The organism is Amycolatopsis sp. cmx-8-4 (assembly GCF_046548675.1).
In the GTDB taxonomy this organism is placed as follows: Bacteria; Actinomycetota; Actinomycetes; order Mycobacteriales; family Pseudonocardiaceae; genus Amycolatopsis.
The window spans coordinates 112,344-124,719 of sequence record NZ_JAEBDZ010000001.1; the positions used below are offsets into that span (position 1 = coordinate 112,344).

Below are 12,376 nucleotides of genomic sequence, written 5' to 3' on the forward strand. Positions count from 1 at the left end.
TGCAACTTATTTCCCGGACCTGGCGCCCGGACATTGTGAGAGCTACTCTCATTTGGTAGTCACTACCAAGTGGGGGTCACTATGAATCAGCTGTATCCGCGCAGGTGGTGGGCGCTCGGGGCGCTCGCGGTGAGCCTGCTGACCGTCGGCCTGGACCTGACCGTGCTGAACGTCGCCGTGCCGACCCTGGCCGTCGACCTCGGCGCCACGACCACGCAGCTGCAGTGGTTCGGCAACGCCTACACGCTGGCGCTGGCCGCGCTGCTGCTGCCGGCAGGTCTGCTGGGCGACCGGTTCGGCCCGAAGAAGCTGCTGCTCGGCGCGCTCGCGGTGTTCGGGCCGGCGTCGCTGTGGTGCGCTTTCGCCGGTTCGCCCGGCGAACTGATCGCCGCCCGGGTCCTGCTCGGCGTGGGCGCCGCGTTCCTGATCCCGCTGTCGCTCTCGCTGCTGAACATCCTCTTCCCGCCGGAGGAGCGGGCGCGGGCGCTGACGACGTGGGTGCTGGCGACGTTCGTCGGCATCCCGCTCGGCCCGCTGCTCGGTGGCTGGCTGCTCGACCACTTCGCCTGGGGTTCGGTGTTCCTGATCAACGTCCCGCTGACGGTCGTCGGCCTGGTCGCGGTGCTGTTCCTGGTGCCGTTCACCCGCGGCTCCGGCCATGGCGGGATCGACTACGTCGGCATCGCGCTGTCGGCGGCCGGGCTCGTCGCGCTCACCTACGGCTTCGTCCACGCGGGCGAGCATGGCTGGGCCAACCCGGTGACGTACGGGCTGATCGGGCTCGGCGCCGTGCTGCTCGCGGTGTTCGTCCGGGAGCAGACGCGGGTGGCCGCGCCGCTCGCCGACCTCGCGCTGTTCCGGGAGCCGCGGTTCGTCTGGGGCGCGGTGCTCGCGACCGTCGCGTCGTTCGCGTTGATGGGCCTGCTGTTCGTGCTGCCGCAGCTGTTCCAGGCGGTGCAGGGCGCCGACGCGCTGCAGACCGGGGTGCGGCTGCTGCCGCCGATCGGCGGGATGCTGGTCTCGGCGAAGATCGCCGAGCGGCTGGTCGCGGCGTCCGGCGTCCGCGTGGTCGTCGCCGGCGGGTTCGTGCTGCTCGCGGCGGGTCTGGGCTGGGGTGCGACGGCGCCGGCCGCGGCCGGGTACGGCCTGACTCTCGGCTGGGAGAGCGTGATCGGCCTCGGCACCGGGTGCACCCTGCCGCCGCTGATGTCGATGGCGATGGGCGCGCTGACCGAGGGCCGCTCGGGCGCGGGTTCGGCGTTGATCCAGGTACTGCGCCAGGTCGGCGGCACCATCGGCGTCGCGGTGCTCGGCACGGTCCTCAATGGCGTCTACCGCGACGGCGTCGCCGTCGCGGGGCTGCCCGCGCCGGTGGCCGGCGCGGTCCGCGGGAGCGCATCCGCCGCGGTCGCCGTCGCGGAGAAGCTGCACCTGCCCGCGCTGGCCGATTCCGCGCGGGCCGCGTTCGCCGACGGCATGGCCGCGACGCTGTGGGTCTGCGCCGGGCTCGGCGTAGCCGGTGCGCTGCTGGCGGCGATCTTCCTGCCCGGACGCGCGGCCGCCGGGACCGAGCCGCGAGAATCGGAGCATGACGTCGTCGCCGGCTGAGCCCACGGGGTTGCGAGAGCGCAAGAAGGCCAAGACGCGGGCCGCGATCCAGCGGCACGCGTTGCGGCTGTTCCGGGAACAGGGCTACACGGCCACGACGGTCGACCAGATCGCGGCCGCGGCGGAGATCTCGCCGAGCACCTTCTTCCGGTACTTCCCGACGAAGGAGGCGACGGTCCTCTACGACGCCCTCGACCCGATGATGGTCGAGGCCGCGCTGGCCCAGCCGCCCGAGCTGAGCTTGATCGGCGCGCTGCGGGCGACGTTGCGCGACGTCTACGAGGCGCTCCCGGAAGACGCCTGGCAGGACGAGCGCGAGCGGCAGCTGCTGGTGTTCAACGAGCCGGAGCTGCGCGCCCCGATGCTGGAGCAGTACGGCGCCGGCATCGACCTGCTCGCCGACCTCGCGGCCCGCCGCGCCGGCCGGTCCGCGACCGACTTCGAGGTGCGCAACTGGGCGGGCGCCGTGGTCGGCGTCGTGCTCGCGGCGTTCTACACCGCCGGCGGCGACCCGGACCTGCTCCTGAACTCGCTCGACGAGGCCTTCGCACATCTGGAGGCGGGCCTCCCGCTCTGAAGCATTTTCCGGTTCGTGCTCCCACCACGGGGAACGGCGTTTTCGGCGCACCTTTGTGGGTGGCGGTGCGAGCGTGGGGGGCGCCCTTCTGGAGCAGTCGCGACACGCGGTCCTACGGAGTGATGAAGCCAATAGATCACCGGTTACGCTCGAACGAGTGGCCGAACTGTTCCATAGTGGACGGTCGTGACCCCTGGTGACAAACGGGATCGGTTCGGATGATCTTCAGGGGTATTGGCAAGGTTTCGGCGTTAATCAATTGCGGGCGAGTTCGCCGTTTCCGCATCCGGCACGTAAGGGTTGGAAAACGTCACCAACCGGTGAGAGGGTGGCTTATCTCCGATACGGCGGGTATCGCTTTAACCCGTCAGGTCTCCCGAGGCCAGGAGGTAAAAGGTATGAAAGGCAAGTTCGGGCGGTCCATCGCCCTGGTAGCCGCCGGCAGTCTGCTGGCAGTCGCGACGGCCGGTGTCGCCGCGGCGAGCCCGGACGGGGGCAAGGGTTCCTCCAGCACCCAGGCCCTCGCCGCACAGGTTCTGCAGATGCGTGACGACCTGACCAAGGTGGCTTACGCGGGCAACGTCGGCGCGACCCGGTCCGACCTGGGGCAGATGAGCCCGGTGATGTCGGACATCGCCGCCGGAAAGCGCTACACGATCCAGACCGACACCCAGCAGCTCGCCGGGCTGGCCAAGGGCCGCGCGGACGAGTCCGTCCGGCTGCTGACCGACCCGACGGCCAAGGCGCGCCAGCTGCCGCCGTTGCCGCTGCCGATCCCTTCGCTGCCGGACCTGCCGGGACCGCTGAAGATCGTCAGTGACCTGGTGAAGGCGCTGCTGGGCGCGGTAACGGGCATCCTCGGCGGCCTGCTCGGCGGGCTCCCGGTGCCGCCGCTGCCGTTGCCGGTACCGCCACTGCCCGCGGGCTGAGCTATCGGAGAAACAGGGGGACCCGGAGCCCGGCGGCGGACATTCCTCCGCGCCGGGCTCCGGGTCGTTTCCCGGGGCGCCGGTCAGTCCTCAGTGGACTGATCCGGTCCCACGTCAGTCGCGAATGGACAGACCCTGGCGCAACGCTCCCGCCGTCTCGGCGAGGGCTTCGCGGAACCTCGTGCCCACGCCCGTGAAGTTGATGAACCCGTGGATCAGGTCCTCGTGCCGGCGCAACGCCACCTCGACCCCGGCGTCGGCGAGCTTCTTCGCGTACGCCTCGCCTTCGTCGCGCAGCGGGTCGAAGCCCGCCGTCACGACCAGGGCCGGCGGGAGGCCGCTCAGGTCGTCGGCGCGCAGCGGGGAGAGGCGCGGGTCGGTCAGGTCGCTGCCCTTCGGCACGTAGTGGCCCTCGAACCACTTCATGTGCACGTCGGTCAGGAACAGGTTCTCGGCGAACAGGTCCTGCGAGCGGTAGCGCTGCGCGAAGTCGGTGGCCGGGTAGATCAGCAGCTGGAACGCCGGCGCCGGGCCGCCGCGCTTGACGGCCTGCTGGGCCGTCACCGCGGCGAGGTTGCCGCCCGCGCTGTCGCCGCCGACCGCGATGCGGGCCGGGTCGGCGCCGAGGTCGCCCGCCTTGGCGTGCGCGAAGTCGAACGCGGCCAGCGCGTCGTCGGCGGCCGCCGGGAACGGGAACTCCGGGGCCAGCCGGTACTCGATCGACAGCACCCGCACCCCGGCGTGCTTGGCCAGGAAGCGGACGGCGTTGTCGTGGCTGGCGCGGGTGCCGATCACCCAGCCGCCGCCGTGGAAGAACACCAGCAGCGGCGACTTCTCCGGCAGCCCGACCGGCGTGTAGAGCGTCGCCGGGAGATCGCCGTCCGGGGTCGGCACGGAGAGTTCGCGCACCGAGACGGGCTCGATCGACTTGCCGCTCACCAGGTGCCGGCCGACGTCGAGCAGGGCGCGGGAGCTGTCGACCGAGCCTTGGACCAGCTCCGCGCCGGAGAGCTTCTGCAGCCGCAGCAGCAGCTGGGCGTCGAGGGCGAGGTCCTGGCCGTCGAGGTGCACCGGGCGCCCGGCCACCGCCCGCCGGACCGGCTCGGGTAGCCAGAACACGAGCTGGGACGCGGCGGCCTGGACGCGGACCGGGAGCGGGATCGCCATCGTTGCCTCCTGTGCATCGGTGCCGCCCAGACGTTACTTGTCAGTAGATAACTGGTCCAGTGGGGCACCGGCTGTGACCGGGACCTCCGTCCCAAAGTCTGGTCCTCCACATAAGTGGAGGGGTTAGCCTGGAAAGCGTGACTTCAGCCAAGACGGTCAATGTGCTCGGGATCGGCGGCTCTCTGCGCGAGGGCTCGCAGTCCGAACGCGCGTTGCAGATCGCGCTCGCCGCCGCGGCGGAAGTCGGCGTCCGGACGCGGCTGCTCTCCGGCCCGGACCTGGTGCTGCCCTTCTACGACGCGGGCGAGCCGGCGCGCGACGAACGCGCGGAGCAGCTCGTCGACGCCGTCCGCCACGCCGACGGCCTGATCGTCGTCTCGCCGGGCTACCACGGCGCGCTGTCCGGTCTGGTCAAGAACGCCTTGGACTACGTCGAGGACCTCCGCGACGACGCCCGCCCCTACCTCGACGGCCGCGCTGTCGGCCTCGCCGCCGTCGCGTACGGCTGGCAGGCCGCGGTCACCACGCTCGAGCAGCTGCGCACGATCACGCACGCGCTGCGCGGCTGGGCCACGCCGCTGGGCGGTTCGATCAATTCGGCCGAGACCAAGTTCGACGACGGCGGCGGCGCGTCCGACGAGAAGAGCAGCCGCACGCTGCGGCTGATCGGCCGTCAGGTCGCCGAGTTCGCGGTGTCGCGCCACTCCTGAGCGTTTCGCCCGGCCGGTGCCGGGTAACCGAAGCACGTGATGCCTGCCATGTAGGGGCACTGTTCCGCGGGTGCGGGATGTTGTACCCAGTGAGACGCTCGACGCGGAGCGTCCCCGAAAGAAGGCAGGCGAAGCATGGGTCAGGCGATCTACACCGCGGTGGCGACGGCACGCGGAGACGGCCGCAACGGCGAGGTCACCTCGTCCGACGGCGTCATCGACGAGTCGTTGGCCATCCCGAAGGAGATGGGTGGCCCGGGCGGGGACAAGACGAACCCCGAACAGCTCTTCGCCGCCGGCTACTCGGCGTGCTTCCACAGCGCGCTGCAGCTGGTCGCGCGTCAGGCCAAGGTGCCGCTGCACGACACGACCGTCACGGCCGAGGTCAGCGTGCTCAAGCAGGACGTCGGGTTCGGTCTCGGCGTCGCGCTGAAGGTGTCGCTGCCGGGTGTCGAGCAGGCCCAGGCCGACCGGCTGGTCGAGCAGGCCCACCAGGTCTGCCCCTACTCCAACGCCACCCGCGGGAACATCGAGGTCGCGCTCTCCGCGACCGTCTGATCCCGCTCCGGCTTCCAGGAAAGGATCAAGCATGGCCAAGTCCCCGATCAAGAGCCCGCTGGCCGAGGCCGACAAGGAGATCACCGGCAACGCCCTCCAGGCGACGCTGGTGGACCTGGTCGACCTCTCCCTCATCGCCAAGCAGGCGCACTGGAACGTCGTCGGCGCGAACTTCCGCAGCGCGCACCTGCAGCTCGACGAGCTCGTGACCACCGCGCGCGAGTACGTCGACCAGGTCGCCGAGCGGGCGAACGCCATCGGCGTCTCGCCGAACGGCAAGGCGAAGACCGTCGTCGAGAGCTCCGGCGTGCCCGACTACCCGGACAACTGGCAGTCGGTCGAGTCGACCGTCGGTGCGATCGTCGACATCCTCTCGGCCCTCATCGAGCGGCTGCGCAAGCGCATCGACGAGACCGACAAGAGCGACCTCGTGACGCAGGACCTGCTGATCGAGATCACCCGCGCTCTCGAAGAGGCGCACTGGATGTGGCAGGCCCAGCAGGCCTGACCCCGTCTCGCGAACGGCCGGTTCCTCCGGGAGCCGGCCGTTCGCGCGCTCAGTGGTGGAGCGCCGTCGCGTGGCCACCGCAACCGGTCGCCCGCAGCGTGGCCGCCGGCGTAAGGACCGCACCGGTTGAGCAACTCGGCGCCGAACGGTCGCGGCTCCCCGCCGAACACCGCGGCGGGTTGTGGCCTGAGCCGCGACCCGGTCGCGTGGACCACCGCAGCGGTCGCCACGCTTGCGCTCGACCCGGCTGCGGTCGCCACGTTTGCGCTCGACCCGCGACCCGGTCGCGTGGCTCACCGACTCGACTGCGGGCCGGCCGTTCGCGCGCTCAGTGGTGGAACGCCGTCGCCTTGGCCGGGTCCTTGGGGCGGCCTCCTTCCTTCTCCAGCTCCGGGACCACCCGGGCCAGGTCGGCCAGCAGCAGGTCCGCCAGGTCGTGCGTGAAGCCGTTGCGGACCACGATCCGGAGCACCGCCAGGTCCGTGCGGTTGTCCGGGAATGTGTACGCCGGCACCAGCCAGCCGCGCTCGCGCAGCCGGCGGGACACGTCGAAGACGTCGAAGTTCACGTCCGGACGGGTGGTGACCGCGAACACCGGCAGCTGGTCGCCGCGGGTCAGCAGCTCGAACGGGCCGAGGTCGGCGATACCGGCCGACAAGTGGGTCGCCACGTCACGTGATGCCTGTTGCACCGCGCGGAATCCCTCGCGGCCGAGTCGCACGAACGTGTAGTACTGGGCCGCGACCTCCGCGCCCGGGCGGGAGAAGTTCAGCGCGAACGTCGGCATGTCGCCGCCCAGGTAGTTCACGTTGAACACCAGCTCCGACGGCAGCGCCTCCTTGTTCCGCCAGATCACCCAGCCCACACCCGGGTACACCAGCCCGTACTTGTGGCCGGACGTGTTGATCGACGCGACCCGCGGCAGCCGGAAGTCCCACTCCAGCTCGGGGTCGAGGAACGGCGCGATCATCGCGCCCGACGCGCCGTCGACGTGCACCGGGATGTCCCAGCCCGCGCGCTCCTGCAGCGCGTCGAGCGCCGCCGAGATCTCCGCCACCGGCTCGTAGCTGCCGTCGAACGTCGAGCCGAGGATCGCCACCACGCCGATCGTGTTCTCGTCGCAGCGCGCCACCGCCTCCTCGGCGGAGAGGTGGTACCGGTCGCCCTCCATCGGCACCAGCCGCGGCTCGACCTCCCAGTACTCGCAGAACTTCTCCCAGCACACCTGGACGTTCACGCCCATCACCAGGTTCGGCTTCCCGGTGCGGCCCAGCTTGGACCAGCGCCGCTTCAACGCCATCCCGGCGAGCATGCAGGCCTCGGACGACCCGGTCGTCGAGCAGCCCATGATGTCGGCGAGGTCCGGGGCGTGCCACAGGTCGGCGAGGATGTTCACGCAGCGCCGCTCCAGCTCGGCGGTCTGCGGGTACTCGTCCTTGTCGATCATGTTCTTGTCGACGCACTCGGCCATCAGCTCACGCGCTTGCGGCTCCATCCACGTCGTGACGAACGTGGCGAGGTTCAGCCGCGCGTTGCCGTCGAGCATCAGCTCGTCGCGCACGAGCTGCAGCGCCGTGTCCGGTGGCACGGGCGTGTCGAGCAGCTTGTCGTGTGGCATGACGAAGCCCGCCGCGAGCGCCGGGTTCGTTCCGGCGTACATCGGATTCGTGCCGCCGACGCGGTCCGGAAGGTCGGTTTTTCCCTGGTGCAGAACCATGAAACCGACGGTAGCGCCATCCGCCGGCAGCCGCGTGCGCGAACGGTCGGTCCGGGTACGAAAGAGACCGTAACCGACCTTTCGCGGCAAAAGTCAGTCCCGCCACGGCCCCGGAACCCACGTGATCAGAGCCGGAACCCGCGTGTCTGGACCCGGAAGTCACGTGACTGGGCCCGGAACTCGCGTGATTGAAGCCGGAATTCGCGAGTTCCGTCCCCAATCACGTGGGATACGGGTCAAGACACGTGGGTTCCGGCCTCGATCACGTGGGATACGAGTCCAGTCACGTGGGAGACGGGCTCGAGCCCGTGGGTTGCGGGTCAGTGCCAGGACTTGGCCCGGGCGTACTGGTTCGGCCACGGCACGTCGGCGCCCAGGACGTTCGCCGCGCGCAGCGGCCAGTGCGGGTCGCGCAGCAGGGCGCGGGCCAGGAACACCGCGTCCGCCGAGCCCGACGCCACGATTTCCTCCGCCTGCTCCGGGTCCGTGATCATGCCCACCGCGCCCGTCGGCAGGCCCGTTTCGGTGCGGATCCGGGCGGCGAACGGGACCTGGTAGCCCGGTCCGACCGGGATGTCCGGGTTCGGGGTGTTGCCGCCCGAGGACGCGTCGACCAGGTCGACGCCGTGCTCGGCCAGCAGCTTCGTGAGACGCACCGAGTCCTCGATCGTCCAGCCGCCCTCGGTCCAGTCCGACGACGACAAGCGCGCGAACAGCGGCACCGATGAGCCCACTTCGGCGCGCACCGCGTCGGTGATCTCCAGCGCCAGCCGGGTGCGGCCCTCGAAGTCGCCGCCGTAGCGGTCCGTGCGCGAGTTGGACAGCGGGGACAGGAACTGGTGCACCAGGTAGCCGTGCGCGAAGTGCAGCTCCAGCAGGTCGAACCCGGCGTCCAGCGCACGGCGGGCGCCCGCGGCGAACGCCGCCGGCAGGGCGCTCACCTCGTCCGTCGAAAGCGGCCGCGCGGGGTCGTACGAGCCGAACGGCCGGTCGTCGGCGCCGACGCTCTGCCAGCCGCCGTCCGAAGCGGCGACGCTGCCCGAGCCGTCCCACGGGCGCTTCGTCGATCCCTTGCGGCCGGCGTGGGCCAGCTGCATGCCGATCGACGTGCCCTGGGCGTGCACGAAGCCGACGACCCGGCGCCACGCGTCGGCGTGCGCCTCGCTCCAGATGCCGGTGTCCTGCGGGCTGATCCGGCCCTCGGGGGTGACAGCCGTCGCTTCGGTCAGCACCAGGCCGGCGCCGCCGGTGGCGAACTGGCCCAGGTGGACGAGGTGCCAGTCGCCTGGCAGGCCGTCGGTCGCGGAGTACTGGCACATCGGGGACACCCACGCGCGGTTCGGCAGCGTCAGGCCGCGGACGGTGATCGGGCTGAAGAGTCGGCTCACATCCCGATCAACGACACGTGCTCGCGGTCTCTTCCCGTCGCCGACCCGGGTACCGGCGAGTAGCGTCACACACATGGGTGTCGCTGCTGACGAACGCCAGGCGTTGAGCTCGCTCTTCGAGGACCTCGGGCCCGACGCGCCGACTTTGTGCGAAGGCTGGACGACGCGGGATCTCGCCGCGCACCTCGTCGTGCGCGAGCACCGGATCGACGCCGCGCCGGGCATCGCGGTGCCCGCGTTCGCCGGGTACACGAAGAAGGTCCAAGACCGCTACGCCGCGAAGCCGTGGGCGAGCCTCGTCGACCAGGTGCGCCAGGGGCCGTCGAAGTTCTGGCCCACCGCGATCGGCCCGCTCGACGAGCTGACCAACGGCGCCGAGTTCCTCGTCCACCACGAGGACGTCCGCCGCGCGCAGCCGGACTGGAAGCCGCGCCCGGCCGACCCCACCCGGGACGCCACCGCGTGGCGCTCGGCGAAGGGCGCCGCGAAGCTCAACCTCCGCAAGTCGCCGGTCGGCGTCACCCTCCGGACCGCCGACGGCCGCGAGGCCGCGGTCAAGACCGGGCCCGACCCCGTGACGGTGGTCGGGGACCCGGTCGACCTGCTGCTGTTCGTGTTCGGCCGGGACGCCGTGAACCTGGACTTCCAGGGCGACCCGGCCGCGATCACGAAGCTTCAGTCGGTGAAGCGGGGACTCTGAGCGCCCGGTTCACCCACCGCCCCACCGGCAACGCGACGACGATCGCGGCCAGCACCAGGTGCACGGCCATGAACGCCACTGCGGCGGGCACGCTCGGCGGCCCGCCGAGGAACACGATCATGTGCGACGCCCACTTCAGCTCGGTCGGCTTCGTGCCCGCCGCCCAGACGTCGTTGAGCGCCCAGAACGTCAGGTCGTTGACGCCCGAGATGACCACCAGGATCGACGCGACGCCGGCCTTGAGCACGTTCGCCGTCCGGCCGCCGCCGAGGCGGTAGGCCAGCAGCGCGAACAGCACGATGAACGTCGTCACGAACAGCTCGAACTGGTAGACGGGCTGGAACGCGTCGTCGTTCGCAGCCGCGTCGCGGGCGAACGCCTGGACCCGCATCACCAGTTCGGTGTCCAAATAGGACATGTAGACGAATACCGCGAACACGATCAGCGCCGGGCCCAGCTTCGTGCGCGGGAACAGCGAGACCGTGAGCACCGCGAACAGGAACGGGCACAGCTTGAACGCCCAGTCGCCGACGTTGTCCAGCGTCTGGTCCGGCGGCAGGATCACCATGATCAGCAGCGTCGTGACCACGGCCGGGACGGCGGCCACCAGCCACAGCCACCGCCGTCGCCGGTACAACGCGCCGACCCACCCCTGATCAGGGGTGACCGGGGCGGGTGCGGAGATCGTCATTCGGTGTCTTCCTCCAGCCGCGGCTTCTCGACCCAGAACGGGCCGAGGGCCAGCGCGTCGACGTCGGTCTTCAGGTAGCAGGCGATGGCGTCGGCCGGGCTCGCCACGATCGGCTCGTTGTTGTCGTTGAACGACGTGTTGACGACCATCGGCACGCCGGTCAGTTTTTCGAACTCGCTGATCATCCGGTAGTACAGCGGATTGTCCGCCTCGCTGACCGTCTGCACCCGCGCGGTCCCGTCGACGTGCGTGATCGCCGGGACCTCGGCGCGCTTGTCGGGCAGGACGTCGAACACCAGCAGCATCACCGGCGACGGGTAGTCGCTGACGAAGTACTCGCCCGCGCGCTCGGCCAGGCACGACGGCGCGAACGGCCGGAACGCCTCGCGGTGCTTGACCTTCTCGTTCATCCGGGTCTTCGACTCCGGGTCGCGCGGGTCGGCGACGAGCGAGCGGTTGCCCAGCGCCCGCGGCCCGCACTCCATCCGGCCCTGCACCCAGCCGACGATCCGGCCGTCGGCGATCTTCGCGGCGGTGTGCGCGGCGATGTCGTCGACGTGGGTGTACTCGACGCCGGCGTCCTGCAGCGCCACCTCCATCTCGGCCTCGGTGTAGTCCGGGCCGGTGTAGGTGTAACCGTCGCGCGGGCGCGGCTTGCCGTACTTGCCGACCGAGACCTCCAGCGCCGCGCCGAGCGCGCAGCCGTCGTCGGCCGCCGCGGGCTGGGCGAAGAAGTCCTCGAACGGCGTCTCCAGCAGGATCCGGCCGTTCATGACGCTGTTGAGCGCGACGCCGCCGGCGACGCACAGCCGCTTCGAGCCGGTCTCGCGCTGGAGCCACCGGGCCAGGTGCAGGCCGGCTTCCTCCAGCGTCACCTGCAGGGCGTACGCGATGTCGCAGTAGTGCTGGGGAACGGGATTCGCGGCCGTGACCCGAGTTTTCGGCCGAGCGGGGCCGAAGGTGCGGGAGAACTTCTCGGCCATCACGTGCTTGCCGGTGCGGTGGTGGGCGAACCAGCTCAGGTCCAGCTCGAAGCCGCCGTCGTCGTCGAGGTGGATGAGCTGCTTGAACGCGTCGACGTAGGTGTCCTCGCCCAGCGGCGCGAGGCCCATGATCTTGCCCTCGTCGCGGGTCGGGTAGAAGCCGAGGTAACCGGTGACGCCGGCGTACATCGCGCCGAGCGAGTGCGGGAACTTGATGCGCCGCAGGTCGACGATCTTGTTGCCGCGGCCGTGCGCGAGGTAGGTCGCCGTGCCGTCGCTGCCGATGCCGTCGAAGGTGAGCACGGCCGACTCGTCCCACGGCGAGATGAAGTAGCCGCTGGCCGCGTGCGCGCGGTGGTGGTCGACGAGGTGCGTCTTGAACTTCGTCGGGCCGGTCCACCCGGTGGCGTCCTTGACGTCCTGCTCCAGCGTGTAGGACCGCTTGATGTGGGCCAGGACCGCGCCGCCGACGTGGTAGTCGTCGTGGCCCGACCCGCCGCCGGTCTTGAAGGTGTCGACCATGCCCGACGAGCGGCCGCCTTCGTCGCCGCCTGCGTTGCGGAAGACGTCCAGCGTGCCGGGGAAGTAGCGCGCGAACACCTTGGCCGCGTGGATGCCTTCCTTCCAGCGCTGCCAGTAGTAGGCGACGTGGTCGACGTCGGCCAGCGTGATCCCGGCGCGCTCCAGGCAGAACTTGATGGCCTCGGCGGGGAAACCGCCGTCGTGCTTCTTGCGGGTGAAGCGTTCCTCCTCGGCGAAGGCGATGATCTCGCCGTCGCGCACGAGTGCCGCCGCCGAGTCGTGGACCCTGCTGATGCCCAGTACGTACATGATTCTCCC

12 protein-coding genes are annotated in these 12,376 nt (G+C 70.7%); 7 read left to right on the plus strand and 5 right to left on the minus strand.

Annotated features, from left to right (window positions below; genetic code table 11):
* Positions 1–81: 81 nt before the first annotated feature.
* The 3 genes from ACLJQZ_RS00595 to ACLJQZ_RS00605 all read left to right on the plus strand — a co-directional run bounded on the left by ACLJQZ_RS00595 (position 82) and on the right by ACLJQZ_RS00605 (position 3,114).
* Positions 82–1,608 (plus strand): DHA2 family efflux MFS transporter permease subunit, encoded by a 1,527-nt coding sequence (locus tag ACLJQZ_RS00595; protein WP_410617961.1) that lies wholly within the window; start codon positions 82–84, stop codon positions 1,606–1,608.
* Entirely contained in the window at positions 1,589–2,185 is a 597-nt protein-coding gene (locus ACLJQZ_RS00600) for a TetR family transcriptional regulator (RefSeq protein ID WP_247058911.1), read from the plus strand. Before ACLJQZ_RS00595 ends, ACLJQZ_RS00600 begins: the two co-directional genes overlap by 20 nt.
* A gap of 398 nt (positions 2,186–2,583) precedes the next feature.
* Positions 2,584–3,114 (plus strand): hypothetical protein, encoded by a 531-nt coding sequence (locus tag ACLJQZ_RS00605; RefSeq protein ID WP_326956752.1) that lies wholly within the window; start codon positions 2,584–2,586, stop codon positions 3,112–3,114.
* A gap of 114 nt (positions 3,115–3,228) precedes the next feature.
* On the opposite strand, the gene ACLJQZ_RS00610 is transcribed toward ACLJQZ_RS00605, so the two are convergent.
* Positions 3,229–4,281, minus strand: coding sequence for an alpha/beta hydrolase (locus ACLJQZ_RS00610; protein ID WP_410617963.1), 1,053 nt, complete (start codon positions 4,279–4,281; stop codon positions 3,229–3,231).
* A 137-nt stretch (positions 4,282–4,418) separates the two neighbouring features.
* On the opposite strand from ACLJQZ_RS00610, the gene ACLJQZ_RS00615 reads away from it, so the two are divergent.
* The 3 genes from ACLJQZ_RS00615 to ACLJQZ_RS00625 all read left to right on the plus strand — a co-directional run bounded on the left by ACLJQZ_RS00615 (position 4,419) and on the right by ACLJQZ_RS00625 (position 6,057).
* A complete protein-coding gene (locus ACLJQZ_RS00615; RefSeq protein WP_410617964.1) occupies positions 4,419–4,991 on the plus strand; it encodes an NADPH-dependent FMN reductase in 573 nt (190 codons plus the stop codon).
* 135 nt (positions 4,992–5,126) lie between these two features.
* Entirely contained in the window at positions 5,127–5,549 is a 423-nt protein-coding gene (locus ACLJQZ_RS00620; RefSeq protein ID WP_410617966.1) for an organic hydroperoxide resistance protein, read from the plus strand.
* Positions 5,550–5,580: 31 nt separating this feature from the next.
* The gene (locus tag ACLJQZ_RS00625) at positions 5,581–6,057 is read left to right on the plus strand and encodes a DNA starvation/stationary phase protection protein (RefSeq protein ID WP_326945017.1); all 477 of its coding nucleotides are present in this window, start codon (positions 5,581–5,583) and stop codon (positions 6,055–6,057) included.
* Between the two features lie 328 nt (positions 6,058–6,385).
* Here ACLJQZ_RS00625 and ACLJQZ_RS00630 read toward each other — a convergent pair whose 3' ends face one another.
* Both ACLJQZ_RS00630 and ACLJQZ_RS00635 read right to left on the minus strand, forming a co-directional pair.
* Entirely contained in the window at positions 6,386–7,774 is a 1,389-nt protein-coding gene (locus tag ACLJQZ_RS00630; protein WP_410617967.1) for a glutamate decarboxylase, read from the minus strand.
* Between the two features lie 320 nt (positions 7,775–8,094).
* On the minus strand, positions 8,095–9,162 hold the full coding sequence (locus ACLJQZ_RS00635; protein WP_410617968.1) for an NADH:flavin oxidoreductase/NADH oxidase: 1,068 nt from the start codon (positions 9,160–9,162) through the stop codon (positions 8,095–8,097).
* Between the two features lie 73 nt (positions 9,163–9,235).
* On the opposite strand from ACLJQZ_RS00635, the gene ACLJQZ_RS00640 reads away from it, so the two are divergent.
* On the plus strand, positions 9,236–9,862 hold the full coding sequence (locus ACLJQZ_RS00640; RefSeq protein ID WP_410617969.1) for a TIGR03085 family metal-binding protein: 627 nt from the start codon (positions 9,236–9,238) through the stop codon (positions 9,860–9,862).
* Here the strand turns inward: ACLJQZ_RS00640 and ACLJQZ_RS00645 are convergent.
* Both ACLJQZ_RS00645 and ACLJQZ_RS00650 read right to left on the minus strand, forming a co-directional pair.
* Positions 9,828–10,553: a hypothetical protein gene (locus tag ACLJQZ_RS00645; protein ID WP_410617971.1), complete on the minus strand. Its 726-nt coding sequence runs from the start codon at positions 10,551–10,553 to the stop codon at positions 9,828–9,830. The genes ACLJQZ_RS00640 and ACLJQZ_RS00645 overlap by 35 nt on opposite strands.
* On the minus strand, positions 10,550–12,367 hold the full coding sequence (locus ACLJQZ_RS00650) for a carbamoyltransferase (RefSeq protein ID WP_410617972.1): 1,818 nt from the start codon (positions 12,365–12,367) through the stop codon (positions 10,550–10,552). The genes ACLJQZ_RS00645 and ACLJQZ_RS00650 overlap by 4 nt, the downstream gene beginning before the upstream one ends.
* Positions 12,368–12,376: the final 9 nt, after the last annotated feature.

What these genes read in the sequence shown, in the direction of transcription:
- ACLJQZ_RS00595 (WP_410617961.1), top strand. Translation starts at nt 82, where the DNA reads ATGAATCAGCTGTATCCGCGCAGGTGGTGGGCGCTCGGGGCGCTCGCG.
- ACLJQZ_RS00600 (WP_247058911.1), top strand. Translation starts at nt 1,589, where the DNA reads ATGACGTCGTCGCCGGCTGAGCCCACGGGGTTGCGAGAGCGCAAGAAG.
- ACLJQZ_RS00605 (WP_326956752.1), top strand. Translation starts at nt 2,584, where the DNA reads ATGAAAGGCAAGTTCGGGCGGTCCATCGCCCTGGTAGCCGCCGGCAGT.
- ACLJQZ_RS00610 (WP_410617963.1), bottom strand. Translation starts at nt 4,281, where the DNA reads ATGGCGATCCCGCTCCCGGTCCGCGTCCAGGCCGCCGCGTCCCAGCTC.
- ACLJQZ_RS00620 (WP_410617966.1), top strand. Translation starts at nt 5,127, where the DNA reads ATGGGTCAGGCGATCTACACCGCGGTGGCGACGGCACGCGGAGACGGC.
- ACLJQZ_RS00625 (WP_326945017.1), top strand. Translation starts at nt 5,581, where the DNA reads ATGGCCAAGTCCCCGATCAAGAGCCCGCTGGCCGAGGCCGACAAGGAG.
- ACLJQZ_RS00630 (WP_410617967.1), bottom strand. Translation starts at nt 7,774, where the DNA reads ATGGTTCTGCACCAGGGAAAAACCGACCTTCCGGACCGCGTCGGCGGC.
- ACLJQZ_RS00640 (WP_410617969.1), top strand. Translation starts at nt 9,236, where the DNA reads ATGGGTGTCGCTGCTGACGAACGCCAGGCGTTGAGCTCGCTCTTCGAG.
- ACLJQZ_RS00645 (WP_410617971.1), bottom strand. Translation starts at nt 10,553, where the DNA reads ATGACGATCTCCGCACCCGCCCCGGTCACCCCTGATCAGGGGTGGGTC.
- ACLJQZ_RS00650 (WP_410617972.1), bottom strand. Translation starts at nt 12,367, where the DNA reads ATGTACGTACTGGGCATCAGCAGGGTCCACGACTCGGCGGCGGCACTC.